General features: G+C 68.2%; 10 protein-coding genes, 1 tRNA gene and 1 pseudogene. 4 read left to right on the forward strand and 8 right to left on the reverse strand.

The window, feature by feature from the left end; all coding sequences use genetic code 11:
• Positions 1 to 80: 80 nt before the first annotated feature.
• The 3 genes and pseudogenes from VF643_RS16135 to VF643_RS09410 all read right to left on the reverse strand — a co-directional run.
• Positions 81 to 710: pseudogene (locus VF643_RS16135) on the reverse strand (alpha/beta fold hydrolase); the annotation flags it as partial.
• 18 nt (positions 711 to 728) lie between these two features.
• Positions 729 to 1,232, reverse strand: a complete 504-nt coding sequence (locus VF643_RS09405; protein WP_331043126.1) for a hypothetical protein — start codon at positions 1,230 to 1,232, stop codon at positions 729 to 731.
• Between the two features lie 70 nt (positions 1,233 to 1,302).
• Positions 1,303 to 2,550 (reverse strand): metal-dependent hydrolase family protein, encoded by a 1,248-nt coding sequence (locus VF643_RS09410; RefSeq protein ID WP_331043127.1) that lies wholly within the window; start codon positions 2,548 to 2,550, stop codon positions 1,303 to 1,305.
• Positions 2,551 to 2,596: 46 nt separating this feature from the next.
• Between VF643_RS09410 and VF643_RS09415 the strand changes: the two genes are divergently transcribed.
• Complete coding sequence (locus VF643_RS09415; RefSeq protein ID WP_331043128.1) at positions 2,597 to 4,762, forward strand: penicillin acylase family protein; 2,166 nt, start codon at positions 2,597 to 2,599, stop codon at positions 4,760 to 4,762.
• Between the two features lie 12 nt (positions 4,763 to 4,774).
• Here VF643_RS09415 and VF643_RS09420 read toward each other — a convergent pair whose 3' ends face one another.
• Positions 4,775 to 5,596: a DUF1206 domain-containing protein gene (locus VF643_RS09420; protein WP_331043129.1), complete on the reverse strand. Its 822-nt coding sequence runs from the start codon at positions 5,594 to 5,596 to the stop codon at positions 4,775 to 4,777.
• 190 nt (positions 5,597 to 5,786) lie between these two features.
• Between VF643_RS09420 and VF643_RS09425 the strand changes: the two genes are divergently transcribed.
• Entirely contained in the window at positions 5,787 to 6,380 is a 594-nt protein-coding gene (locus VF643_RS09425; protein WP_331043130.1) for a TetR/AcrR family transcriptional regulator, read from the forward strand.
• A gap of 50 nt (positions 6,381 to 6,430) precedes the next feature.
• Positions 6,431 to 8,047, forward strand: a complete 1,617-nt coding sequence (locus tag VF643_RS09430) for a choline dehydrogenase (protein WP_331043131.1) — start codon at positions 6,431 to 6,433, stop codon at positions 8,045 to 8,047.
• A 6-nt stretch (positions 8,048 to 8,053) separates the two neighbouring features.
• Here VF643_RS09430 and VF643_RS09435 read toward each other — a convergent pair whose 3' ends face one another.
• From VF643_RS09435 to VF643_RS09450, 4 genes are all read right to left on the reverse strand, one after another.
• Entirely contained in the window at positions 8,054 to 8,833 is a 780-nt protein-coding gene (locus VF643_RS09435) for an SDR family NAD(P)-dependent oxidoreductase (RefSeq protein ID WP_331043132.1), read from the reverse strand.
• Positions 8,834 to 8,994: 161 nt separating this feature from the next.
• Positions 8,995 to 9,069: transfer RNA gene (locus tag VF643_RS09440), tRNA-Glu, on the reverse strand.
• A 41-nt stretch (positions 9,070 to 9,110) separates the two neighbouring features.
• On the reverse strand, positions 9,111 to 10,064 hold the full coding sequence (locus VF643_RS09445; RefSeq protein WP_331043133.1) for a helix-turn-helix domain-containing protein: 954 nt from the start codon (positions 10,062 to 10,064) through the stop codon (positions 9,111 to 9,113).
• Complete coding sequence (locus tag VF643_RS09450) at positions 10,061 to 11,431, reverse strand: class II 3-deoxy-7-phosphoheptulonate synthase (protein WP_331043134.1); 1,371 nt, start codon at positions 11,429 to 11,431, stop codon at positions 10,061 to 10,063. The genes VF643_RS09445 and VF643_RS09450 overlap by 4 nt, the downstream gene beginning before the upstream one ends.
• Positions 11,432 to 11,540: 109 nt before the next feature.
• On the opposite strand from VF643_RS09450, the gene VF643_RS09455 reads away from it, so the two are divergent.
• The gene (locus VF643_RS09455) at positions 11,541 to 12,518 is read left to right on the forward strand and encodes a M48 family metallopeptidase (RefSeq protein WP_331043135.1); all 978 of its coding nucleotides are present in this window, start codon (positions 11,541 to 11,543) and stop codon (positions 12,516 to 12,518) included.

A 12,518-nucleotide genomic window follows, 5' to 3' on the forward strand; every position in this document is an offset into this window, starting at 1 on the left:
CCGCGCGATCGGCGATCAGGCAGGGTGGCCAGCGTCGTCGATGCGTAGCGGTTCAAGAGCATGCGCAGTTCGGCGTCGTGCCCGAAAAAGCCGTGCCCGCGGCCGGGTACGTCGATCCGCTGCATCGCCGGAAAAGCCTTGGCGAAGCGCGCGGCGGTCTGCAGCGGGAGATAGTCGCATGTGCCGCGGATCAGCAGGGCCGGTGCGGTGGATAGCGGCGCGGTGACCTTCGGCTGCTGCTCCAGATCGCTTTGCAGACGCAGTTGCGGATACAGATTGCCGCCGCCGGGGGATGGCGGCCGGGGCAGCTTCGTCTTCGCGCCCTTGCACTGATAGCCGTAAACATAACGCGTGCCCGATGCGCGCGCCTGTTGCACCGCGCGGGCATCGGACTGGCTCTGCCAGCGTTCGGCCAGCTGCGGTGCATGGCTTATCAGCAGGAACAAGGTCGCGTCGCGAAGCGTCGGCTGGAACCCGCCGTTGCTGTCCGTCCTGGAATAATCGAGCGGATAAGGTTCGCCGGGAAAGTCGCCGGGTGAATCCAGGACCGTGGCCGCGACCCGGCTCGGATGGGTGCGGACATAGGCCGCGGCGAGCGACCCGCCCCAGCTCTGGCCCCACAGCACGATCCGATCCGCGCCGCTCGCGATGCGCAGCGCCTCCAGATCGGCGACCGCGCCCGCCAGCGTATAGCGGGCGATCGGCAGATTGCCCGATGCGCCACTGCCCTATTGGTCATAGAATATCGTCCGGAACCCGGCATCGCGAAAGCCGCGCCCCACGTCGAAATCGCGGTTGCGCGTGAAGCTGCCCGGACCCCCGTGGAGGAAGATCACGGGCGTGCGGTGTCGGGGCCGATCGGGTGCGATCGACCACCAGGCGATCGACGACCCCGCCGGTGTGCGCAAGGTGCGGTACGGCCCGCGCGGGTCGGGACCGGGTGCGGCGCGCGGCTGTTCCGGGCTGAGCAGCATCGCGGTCAACAGGCCACCCAGTGGCAGGATCGCGACCACGCCCGCGACGATGGCCGCGGTTCCACGCGCGACTCGGGCACGCCCGGCGGCCAGCCGCGCCAGCGCTGCCGCGACGACGGCCCCGACCGCCAGTGGCAGCGCGATCAGAACCAAGAAGAATGGTGCGAAAGGTGCGAACAGGTAGAGTATTGCAAACGTCAGCCCCGCGCCGATCAGCGCCGCAGCGATCAGCCCGATCCATCCGCCAAGTCTTCGCATGTGCATCCCCCCGGTTGCCCTTGGCCGGTGATATTCAACGCGCGGCCGGGAAGCAATCCGCGCGCGGGGGTCACGGACCGCGGACGATCACGCCGCCTTTTATCACTATCACAACCCGTTCCAATGCGGCGACGTCGCGCGTCGGGTCGCCGCGAACGGCAACCAGGACCGCCAGTTGGCCGGGACGCAGCGTACCGCGATCGGTGAGGCGGAACAGCTTGGCGTTGCCTGCGGTCGCGGCAAGCAGCACCTGGCGGGGCGGCATCCCTGCCGCCGCCATCAGTATGGCTTCGCGCGCGTTCCTGCCATGAGCGAAAACGCCGCTGTCGCCGCCCAGGCAGATGGCGACGCCCGCCGCGCGGGCCAGGCGTAGTGCGCGTCTGCTGGCCAGGACGCCTGGCGGCGCGGGTTCGGCGCCGTTCCAACCTGCATAGCGTGCCACCGCATCGGCCGCGGCCAGGGTGGGGCAGAAACCCACGCCTTTCTCCTTCATCGCGTGGAAGGTTTCCGGGGTGCCGCCATAGCCGTGCTCGATCGTGTCCGCCCCCGCTTCGATCGCGCGTCGCATCCCCTCTGCGGTTGCGGTGTGGACCGCGACGGTCCGGCCGGCGTCGTGCGCCGCCCCGATCGCGGCGTGGAGTTCAGCGAGTGAGAAGGTGGGACGGCTGTCCTCGCCGGCGCGCCAGCGATAGTCGCCGTAGAGCTTGATGACATCGGCGCCCGCCGCGATCTGGGCACGAACCGCGGCGACCAGTTCGTCGATGCCGCTGGCTTCCTCGGCGCCCTGCGGAACCGCGACGCCGGGTTCGAACCCTTTGGGACCATAAGCGCCGCGCGCCACGATCGCACGGGTGGCGACGATCAGGCGCGGGCCGGGGATGATGCCTTCGTCGATCGCGCGCTTGAGGCCGACGTCGGCGTAACCTGCGCCCTCCGTGCCCAGGTCGCGCGCGGTGGTGAAGCCCGCCATCAGCGTATCGCGCGCCGCCACGGTGGCGCGCGCGGTGCGTAGCGCCAGCGGCTCGTGCAGCACCTGGTCGTCCCACTTGGCTTCGTCATAGGGGTGGAGGAAGAGGTGACTGTGCCCTTCGATCAGGCCGGGCATCAGGGTGGTGCCGGGCAGGTCGATGACGCGGGCATCCGCCGGCGCCGTCACCGCTGGCCCGACCGCGACGATGTGATCCCCGCGGATGAGTACGCTCCATCCTTCGTGCGCAAGCCCGTCGATCGCGTCGAATACCCGCGCCGGGCGATAGAGCGTCGCCGGGGGGTCGGCGGCGCCCAGCAGCAGGAAGGCCAGCACCGCCATCCACCGCATCGTCCTTCTCCTTGTGGCCCGTGGACGGCCGGGATAGCCTCGCGCCATGGATACGCCCCTTCGCCGATCACGCAACCTGGCGCTCGCCGCATCGCTCGTCGCGCTGCCTGCCGCTTGGCCTTGCGTCGCGCAGACGGGGTCCGGGCGCGAAAGCGCCGGCTGGCGCGCACAGGCAGCGCGGGTGGAGATCGTGCGCGACGATTGGGGGATCGCGCATGTCACCGGCAAGACCGATGCCGATGCCGTGTTCGGCGCCATCTATGCGCAGGCGGAGGACGATTTCGCACGGATCGAAGCGAACTATCTGACCGCCCTGGGCAGGACCGCGGAGGCGGAGGGGGAGGCTGCGATCTGGCAGGATCTGCGCCAGCGACTGTTCGTGGATCCCGCATCGCTCAAGGCGCAATATGCCGGCAGCGCGCCGTGGCTGCGGCGGTTGATGGATGCCTGGGCGGCAGGGCTGAACTTCTATCTCGCGACGCATCCGCAGGTGCGGCCAAAGGTGCTGACGCGGTTCGAGCCGTGGATGGCGCTGTCCTTTAACGAAGGCAGCATCGGCGGCGACATCGAGCGCATCTCGCTGCCCGATGTCGCCGATTTCTATGGCGGCGTGACGATCGCCGCCGTGCCGCCGTCGCAGGAGCCGCGCGGGTCGAACGGCATCGCGATCGCACCCGGCAACACCGCGAACGGCAAGGCTCTGCTGCTCATCAATCCCCACACCAGCTTCTATTTCCGATCCGAATTGCAGATGACGAGCGGCGAGCGGCTGAACGCTTATGGCGCAGCCACCTGGGGGCAGTTCTTCATCTATCAGGGGTTCAACGCGCGATCCGGGTGGATGCACACCTCCTCAGGTGTCGATTCCGTGGACTCGTTCGCCGAGACGGTGATCCGCGGCAAAGCCTATTTCTATGGCAAGGTGCTACGGCCGCTGGTGTCCAGGCCGGTGACGATCGCATGGGTGCGTGCGGACGGAACGAAGGCTACGCGCACGTTCACTACCTGGTGCACCCATCACGGCCCGATCGTGGCGGCGCGCGGTGCCAAATGGATCGCTCACGCCCAGATGTGGAAGCCGGTGCCCGCTCTGTCGCAAAGCTGGCTGAGAACCAAGGCGACCGACCTGGCGAGCTACCTCAAGGTCGCCGGTGCGCAGGCCAACTCGTCGAACGACACGATCTTCGCCGACAATGCGGGCGCGATTGCCTATCTCCATCCGCAATTCGTGCCGGTACGTGACGACCGCTTCGACTATCGCCAGACGGTGGAGGGGGCCGATCCGGCGACCGACTGGCGCGGGCTGACGCCGCTCGCTCGCCTGCCACAGGCGGTGCGGCCGGGCAGCGGATGGGTGATGAACACCAACAATGCGCCCTGGGGCGCGGCGGGCGCGGATTCTCCGCGGCAGGCGGATTTTCCGCGGTATATGGACACGTTCGGGGAGAACCCCCGCGGACTGCACGCGACGATGCTGCTCGAAAACCGGCGCGACTGGACGCCGGAGACGCTGATGGGGGCGGCCTTCGACCGCTATCTGCCGGCTTTCGCGTCGCTGCTGGTGAAGCTGGGCGCGGAGTATGACGCGTTGCCGCCGGACGATCCGCGTCGATCGACGCTCGCGCGGCCGATCGACATCCTCCGGCGATGGGATTGCCGCTGGTCGGCGGAGTCCACCGCGACCACGCTCGCGGTGTTCTGGGGCGATGCGCTGCGCCGCGATACCGGCGCGCTGGTCGTGCGCGGGGGCGTGGTGCTGACCCCCGCACGGGCCGATCAGCAATTGGCCGCCCTGTCGTCGGCCGTCGACCGTCTGACCCGCGATTTCGGGCGCTGGCCGGTGCCGTGGGGCGAGGTCAACCGCTTCCAGCGGTTGGACGATGCGATCACGCCGCATTTCGACGATACCGCGCCGAGTACGCCGGTGCCGTTCGTCTCGGCGCTGTACGGCAGTCTCGCCTCGTTCGGTGCGAGCAGCTATCCGGGGACGCGCCGGCTCTATGGAACCAGCGGCAACAGCTTCGTTGCGGTGGTCGAATTCGGTGCACGCCCCCGCGCCTGGGCGGTGATGGCCGGCGGGCAGAGTGGCACGCCCGGCAGCGCACATTTCGCGGACCAGATCGATCGTTACGCGCGCGGCAACCTGCGCCGCGTCTATTTCGAACCCGCCGATCTGGTCGGGCATGTCGAACGCCGGTATCGGCCGGGCTGAACCGGCGGCCTCTTACCCCGGCAGATCGACGTGGATGCGGCGGAAGCGTGCCTCGACGAAGCTGTACGCGCCGAACAGGGCTAGCCCGATGCCGATGGCGGCGAGCAACCACTTGCCGCCGGGCTGCGCCTGCAACGTGCCGAGCGCGGCGCCCATGCCCCCGGCTTCGCTGGCCTGCGACTGCCAGGCGGCAACGGCGAAGAAACCGGCCAGGATGACGAACACCACGGCCCGTGCCGCATAGCCCAGCCGCCCCATAGTGCAGACATAGCCCGGTAGCGGCACCCCGCCCGCCAGTTCGCGAACGAAGTCGCCGGTCCACGCCTTCTTGGCCTGCTGCACTGCGGCGACCAGCAGGCCGAGTGCGACGGCGCCGACGAGAACCCGGCCGAGCGGCTGATCGAGCAGCAACGCGGTCCAGTCGCGTGCGCTCGCGTCGCCAGGTGCCGAGCCGCCTGATCCACCAGCCGGCCGGAACGCCAGCTTGGCGGCGGTCCAGGCGAGCAGGAGATGCGTGATGCCGCTTACCGCCTGCGCCACGCGCTTCATGCCGCCCTTGCCCTTGCCGTGGGCACCTTTGCCGGCGGCTTGTGGTGCCGCCGCGGCCTCGGTCAGCCGCCAGACCGCATAACCCAGAAGCCCCGCCGCCATGACGCCGAGCAGCACCGGCCCGTAAGGTTCATCGGCAAGCGACGCGATCGCGCCCTGATTGTCCGCGGTCTGCCCGCCGCGCAACGCCGCGTCGATGGCGAACCACCCGATAAGCAGGTACACCAGCCCGCGCGCGGCGAAGCCCAGCCGGGCGAGCAAGGTCGCATTCGCGTCAGAGAGCATAAGCATTATCCCCAGGTGGTCGTCGCCAGCCCAACCCCCGGCTGCGCCCAGCGTTCCTTCGATCGACAGCCTAATGGGCCGGCGCGCGACTGGGCGATCGCGCACAGCGACATGGCCGAGCCCAGGCGACTGCCATCGCCAACTTGCCCTGCGACACCTTGTGACGTAACATCGGTTATGGACATGAATAATGCCAAGCGGCGCCGTCACCGCTGAAGGATCAAGCGCCGACGGCGGCACGGCGCGGCGCGCAACCGATCTGTCGCAACGCGACTGGCTGGAAGTCGGCCAGGCGCTGTTGAAGCGCGAAGGACTGCGCGGACTGAAGCTGCGGCGACTGGCCGATGCGCTGGGCTCATCGACGGGCAGCTTCTATCATCATTTCAGGGATTTCGACGGGTATCACGCGGCGTTGGCGGCCTATTTCGCGGGCGCACAGATCGATCCGCTGCTTGCGAGGCTAGCGGCGTCCAGACGATCGCCTGTCGGGCGCATTCGCGCGTTTGCGGACCACGTCCGCAAGCATGATCTGGCGACGCTCGCTCTGGCAATGCGCGCCTGGGCCAAGAGCGATCCGCGCGCCGCCGCCGCGATCCGCGATCATGACGAAAGGGTGATGGCGTTCCTCGGCGAACAACTCGTTAAGCATGGATTCGACACGGTCGAAGCGGCCATCCGCGCCTATGCGCTGCTCGCCGCCGGGCTTGGCGAAGTCCACGCCCCCGCTGGGATGGATGGTGCCGTGCTGCGCGAAGGGCTGCTGACATTATTATGCGAACGATAGGATCGGCGCGGGTCTTGGATCGAGGCGTGCGACAGTCGACGGGGGATGGCATGCGAAGCTACGATTACGTGATCGTCGGGGCCGGATCAGCCGGCTGCGTCCTCGCGGCGCGGCTGAGCGAAGACCCAAGGGTCCACGTGCTGCTGATCGAGGCGGGCGGGCGCAACGACGGCATGCTGGTGCGCATGCCCGCGGGCGTCGGTTCGCTCATCAAGAGCCGCAACGCCAGCAATTGGGGATTCACGACCGAAGCCGAACCGAATCTCGACGGGAGGCGCCTGTGGTGGCCGCGCGGCAAGGGACTGGGGGGCAGCTCGTCGATCAACGGCATGATCTACACGCGCGGCCATCCGCAGGACTACGACGAATGGCGGCAGATGGGGCTGCCCGGATGGTCGTTCGACGACGTGCTGCCGTATTTCAGGCGGCTGGAGGGGCATCATCGCGGCGACAGCGTTCTGCACGGCGGCGCGGGGCCGCTGACCATCTCCCCCGGCGAATCCGACAGTCCGTTCCACGACGCGCTGATCGCCGCGGGTGAGCAGGCGGGTTATCCCGTGACCGACGATTTCAATGGCGCCAGTCAGGAAGGATTCGGGCGCTATGACCTGACGATTGCCGACGGCAAACGGTGGAGCACCGCCGCCGCTTACCTGCGGCCCGTGCTGGACCGACCCAACCTCACCTGCATCACCCAGGCGCACACGACGCGGATCAGGATCGAACAGGGGCGTGCCACTGGCATAGACTATGCCGTCGGCAAAGGCCGACGTGCGGAAACCGCGCTGGCGGCGCGCGAGGTGCTGCTGTGCGCAGGCGCGGTGCAATCGCCGCATATTCTGCAAGTGTCGGGCATCGGTCATCCGGATCGGCTGGCGTCAGCGGGCGTCAGCGTCGTCCAAGCGCTGCCCGGTGTCGGCGAGAACCTGCAGGATCATCTGGACGTGGTGATGAACTGGCGGTCGCGCGGACTGAAGACGGCTTTTGCGCTGACGAAGGGTCTCGGGATGCTCTCTGTCGGCCTGAACTATCTTTTCCGCGGCAAGGGCGCGGGGCGGCAACAGTTCCTGGAGGCCGGCGCGTTCGTCTCCTCGCGAGAGGGGCTGTCGCGCCCCGACGTGCAAATTCACGGCGTGCTGGCGATCATGCGCGACCACGGCCGAACCGACGCGCGCGAGGATGGCTTCACGCTCCACCTGTGTCAGCTCCGTCCCGAAAGCCGCGGCAGGATCGGCCTGCGCTCAGCCGATCCGTTCGACGATCCCGCGATCTTCGCGAACTATCTCGCGACGCCGGAGGATCGTCGCGTCATGCGCGAAGCCGTCAGGATTGGCCGTGCCGTCGCGGGTCAGGCGGCGCTGACGCCCTATCGGCAGGACGAACTTTCGCCCGGCGACGCGGTATGCAGCGACGACCAGATCGATGCCTGGGTCCGGCAGACGGCCGAAACCATCTATCACCCCGTCGGCACCTGCCGCATGGGCGCCGCCGACGACGCGCTGGCGGTGGTCGATGCGACGCTTGCGGTGCGGGGCTTGCGCGGGCTGCGCGTGGTCGATGCCTCGGTGATGCCGACGCTGATCGGATCGAACACCAACGCTCCGACCATCATGATCGCGGAAAAGGCGGCGGCCATGATCCGCGGCCAGGAACTGGCCCGCGCGTGATCGCGCTCAGCGGGGAGCCATCCTGATCGCGCCGTCCAGGCGCACGTCCTCGCCGTTGAAATAGCCGCACTCGATCATCGTGATTGCCAGCTGCGCAAATTCACGCGGCTCGCCCAACCTTTTCGGAAAAGGCACCGAAGCGGCCAGCGCGTCCCGCACCGGCTGCGGCGCGGCGGCGAGCAGCGGCGTGTCGAAGATGCCCGGCAGGATGGTGTTGATGCGGATGCCTTCCCCCATCAGGTCGCGCGCGATCGGCAGCGTCATGCCGACCACCCCCGCCTTCGACGCCGAATAGGCCGCCTGGCCGATCTGACCATCTTCGGCGGCCGCGCTGGCGGTGTTGACGATCGCCCCGCGCTCGCCGTCTTCGCCGGGTTCCAGCGTCAGCATGCCGGCGGCCGATTTGGCGATGCACCGGAAGGTGCCGACCAGGTTGATCTGGATGAGCCAGTTGAACGCCTGCGCCGGGAAATGCTTGATCGACCCGTCCTGCTTGGATCGGCTCGCCGTCTTCATCGCATTGCCCGTGCCTGCGCAATTGACCAGGATGCGTTCCTGCCCATGTGCCGCGCGTGCCTTTGCAAAGCCCGCGTCGACGCTCTCGTCGGAGGTGACGTCCACCTGGCAGAACACGCCGCCGATCTCCGCCGCCAATGCCTCTCCCTTTTCCTCCTGCAAATCGAAGATCGCGACCTTTGCACCCTTCGCGGCCAAAGCACGCGCCGTAGCCGCGCCCAGGCCGGATGCGCCACCGGTCACCACCGCAGGACTATTCTCGACTTCCATGATTGCTCCGCCTTCGACACGGATCACCCGATCCATCTTGCAAAACATTAGTTATGGTAATGGGTGGCTCTTGCCAAGCGGTGGATCATCGGCTGATCGTCCGCCTGCCGTGGCGCTGCGTCATCGAAGCGGAATCCGGCAGCAGCCCAAGCCGCCTCGCTTGGTGACCCCTACGGGAATCGAACCCGTGTTTTCGCCGTGAGAGGGCGACGTCCTAACCGCTAGACGAAGGGGCCATCGGGCCGAAGCGCGCCTCTACGGTGCCGGGCGTGGAGCGTCAAGCGGCTCCGTCCTCGGCGGGCGCGACGGTTGAGGCATGTGCGACGTCGTGGAGCGCTTGGGTGGGAGCGCCGAGGACCGCGTCACGGGCGCGCAGGCTCGCCTGAAGGAACGTGGTGGGCTGCGCCATGAAGCGCCGCGGTGTCGTGCCGAGGAAGGTGCGTGCGTCCCGCAGGAAGTGCGAGGCATCGAAATAGCGCGGTGCTACCGTCGCATAGTCGAGCGGATCGCCCGACGCGAGCATGTCGGTGAATGCGCGCAGGAAGCGGGTGCGCAGCAGCAGCAGCTTGGGAGGGAAGCCGAAATGCCGCGCCGACAGCCGCCGCAGCGTATGCGCGGGCAGTGACATCTGGATCGCGACGTCGGCGAGCGTGTCGTTATATTCGTCCACAATCAGCGCCATCAGCCGGCGGATGTGCGGGGCGTCCGCGTGGAAAGGCCCCAGGTGCCGCAGGAAGAAGGCGTCGAGAGCGGGCTTCACGCCGCGATCACGGTCGGTGGCGGTTAGCGTATCGACGAGTTCGGCGGTGATCGCATGACCCATCGCCTCGCCGAGCGGGAAGATGCGGTCGCGACAGTCGCTCGCCGCATTCGGAAACAGCCGGGCCCAGCCGAGCGCGCTGATCCCGATCCCGATCATCGTACCGCCCCGTGTGACCGCCCGCATCGCCTGGCTGGTCGGGCCGAACAGGGTGGCCTGCGGCAGCGGCGCATAGGTGCGGCGACGGATCGTCAGATCGACCGGTCCTGCGTCCAGCGTCACGCGGATGTTGGCGGTGCCCGGCAGGAACCAGTCGACCCGATCGGCGGGCACGGCGGAGGAATAGACGTGATAACCTGTAATAGAATCGGCGATCGCGGCAGCGGGCGCATCGTACCGGATCGACAGGCCGGGCGGCATGATGAAGGCCTGCCGACAACCCCCCGGCACCGCTGTTCGCCCGGCGATCACGCGGCCTTCTTGCGCTCCTTCAATTCCTGATTGAGCATCTCGGCCAGAAGGAAGGCGAGTTCGAGGCTCTGTCCGGCGTTCAGCCGGGGGTCGCAATGCGTGTGGTAGCGATCGACCAGGCTCTGTTCGGTCACCGCGATCGCGCCGCCGGTACATTCGGTGACGTTCTGCCCGGTCATCTCGGCATGGATGCCGCCGGCAAAGCTGCCCTCGGCCCGGTGGACTGCGAAGAAGCCGCGGACTTCGGCCAGGATGCGGTCGAAGGGGCGGGTCTTGTAGCCGTTGGCCGCCTTGACGACGTTGCCGTGCATCGGATCGCAACTCCACACGACGGGATGCCCCTCGCGCTGCACCGCGCGGACCAGGCGGGGCAGCCCCGCCTCGATCTTGTCGTGGCCGTAGCGCGTGATGAGCGTCATGCGGCCCGGCGTGCGCGCGGGGTTGAGCGTATCGAGCAGGCGCAGCAGCGCATCTGGCTCCAGGCTCGGTCCGCATTTCATCCCGATCGGGTTGCCGATGCCGCGGAGGTATTCGACATGCGCCGAGCCTTCGAACCGGGTGCGATCGCCGATCCACAGGAAATGCGCCGACGTGTCGTACCAATCGCCGGTGAGCGAATCCTGCCGGGTCAGCGCCTGTTCGTAGCGCAGCAGCAGCGCTTCGTGGCTGGTGTAGAATTCGGTCTGCGACAGCTGCGGCACGGTGTCGGGGTTGATCCCGCACGCGGCCATGAATTCCAGTGCCTCGCCGATACGATCCGCGGTCTCGGCATATTTGCGCGCCCACGGGCTGCGGCCCATGAAGTCGTGGGTCCAGCGGTGGACCTGGTGGAGGTTGGCATAGCCGCCCTGCGCGAAAGCGCGCAGCAGGTTGAGCGTCGCGGCGCTTTGCGAATAGGCGCGGATCATGCGGGCGGGATCGGGCTGGCGCGCCGCATCCTCGAACGCCATGTCGTTGACGATGTCGCCGCGGTAGCTGGGGAGTTCGACGCCGTCGATCGTCTCCATGTCGGTCGAGCGCGGCTTGGCGAACTGGCCCGCCATGCGGCCGAGCTTCACGACCGGCAGCTTCGACGCGTAGGTCAGGACGACCGCCATCTGTAGGATGACGCGGAAGGTGTCGCGGATGTTGTTGGCGTTGTGCTCCAGGAAGCTCTCGGCGCAATCGCCGCCCTGGAGCAGGAACGCCTCGCCGTGCACGGCCTTGGCGAGATGCGCGGTCAGGTTGCGCGCTTCCCCGGCAAACACCAGCGGCGGGTACGTGCCGAGCTGGTCGCAGGCGGCATCGAGTGCGGCTGCGTCGGGATAGGTGGGCATCTGGCGCGCTTCGGCGCGCGTCCAGCTGTCTGGTGCCCAGTTGGCGGCCATGGGGCAAGATTCCGAATGTTGCGGTGGATCGGCCTGCCTCATGCGACGGATCAGACGCGCGATCAACGCCCTATTGTTGCGGCCCGATGATGCGGGCTAGGGGCAGCACATGTTCGGGCACATCATCTGGGCGGCGCTGGCGCTTGCGATTGCCGGCTCTTCGGCCCCGTCGGCGGGGCAGGGCGCGCCGGGCGGGTCCGCCGACCTGCGGCTCGCCTCTATCGGTTATCGGCTGGCGACCGCGAACGTCGCCTTGTGCACGGATCGCGCCCCGACGCCCGGCCTGGCAGTCCATGCGCTCAGTGAATACGATCCGCCGGTGCGCGCCGCGGCGCGCGCGAAGTTCGGTTTTGCGTTGCCGGTTGCGGTGGAGGGTGTGGTCGCGGGATCTCCTGCGGCGCGTGCGGGCGTCGTGGCGAACGATGCGCTGGCGGCGGTCGATGGCTTGCCTTTGCCCTTGACGCCCGCGACCGGGCTGGCGACGGGCGCCGACCGGGACGCCGTGCTGGCGCTGATCGCCCGCCGTCCCGCCGACGCCCCGCTGCGGTTGACGCTCGTACGAGACGGAGCCCAGCGCGTACTGACCGTGCCTCCATCGCCCGGCTGCCGCACCCAATTTCAGGTCGTCGTCGCGCCGCCGATGGAGGCGAGCGCGGATGGCGCGATCGTGCAGATCGGCGCGCGGTTTTTCGAAAATTATGCCGACGACCAAGTGGCGGCGGTCGTCGCGCACGAACTGGCGCACAACATCCTGCGGCATCGCGTGCGGCTGGATGCCGCCGGGGTGAAGCGCGGTTTGCTCGCCGAGATCGGGCGCAACGGACGGTTGTTCCGCCGGACCGAAAGCGAGGCGGACCTCCTTGGCGTCCACCTTTTGCGCAACGCCGGTTACGATCCGCGTGCCGCCGTGCGGTTCTGGCGAGAGCATGGTGGCGACGTGGACGGCGGATTGTTCCGCAGCCGCACGCATCCGTCGTCCGCTGCGCGGGCACGGGCGATCGAGGCGGAGATCGCGCGCATCCCCGCCGATGCGCCCCGGCCTTATGTTCCGCCGATGCTTGCTACCCGCGACGCGCCTCTCGAATGA

Source organism: Sphingomonas sp. (assembly GCF_036387595.1).
Taxonomy (GTDB): domain Bacteria; phylum Pseudomonadota; class Alphaproteobacteria; order Sphingomonadales; family Sphingomonadaceae; genus Sphingomonas.

Coding starts and splice junctions, on each gene's coding strand:
- VF643_RS09415 (WP_331043128.1), top strand. CDS start 2,597: ATGGATACGCCCCTTCGCCGATCACGCAACCTGGCGCTCGCCGCATCG.
- VF643_RS09405 (WP_331043126.1), bottom strand. CDS start 1,232: ATGCGAAGACTTGGCGGATGGATCGGGCTGATCGCTGCGGCGCTGATC.
- VF643_RS09420 (WP_331043129.1), bottom strand. CDS start 5,596: ATGCTCTCTGACGCGAATGCGACCTTGCTCGCCCGGCTGGGCTTCGCC.
- VF643_RS09435 (WP_331043132.1), bottom strand. CDS start 8,833: ATGGAAGTCGAGAATAGTCCTGCGGTGGTGACCGGTGGCGCATCCGGC.
- VF643_RS09455 (WP_331043135.1), top strand. CDS start 11,541: ATGTTCGGGCACATCATCTGGGCGGCGCTGGCGCTTGCGATTGCCGGC.
- VF643_RS09450 (WP_331043134.1), bottom strand. CDS start 11,431: ATGGCCGCCAACTGGGCACCAGACAGCTGGACGCGCGCCGAAGCGCGC.
- VF643_RS09410 (WP_331043127.1), bottom strand. CDS start 2,550: ATGCGGTGGATGGCGGTGCTGGCCTTCCTGCTGCTGGGCGCCGCCGAC.
- VF643_RS09430 (WP_331043131.1), top strand. CDS start 6,431: ATGCGAAGCTACGATTACGTGATCGTCGGGGCCGGATCAGCCGGCTGC.
- VF643_RS09425 (WP_331043130.1), top strand. CDS start 5,787: ATGCCAAGCGGCGCCGTCACCGCTGAAGGATCAAGCGCCGACGGCGGC.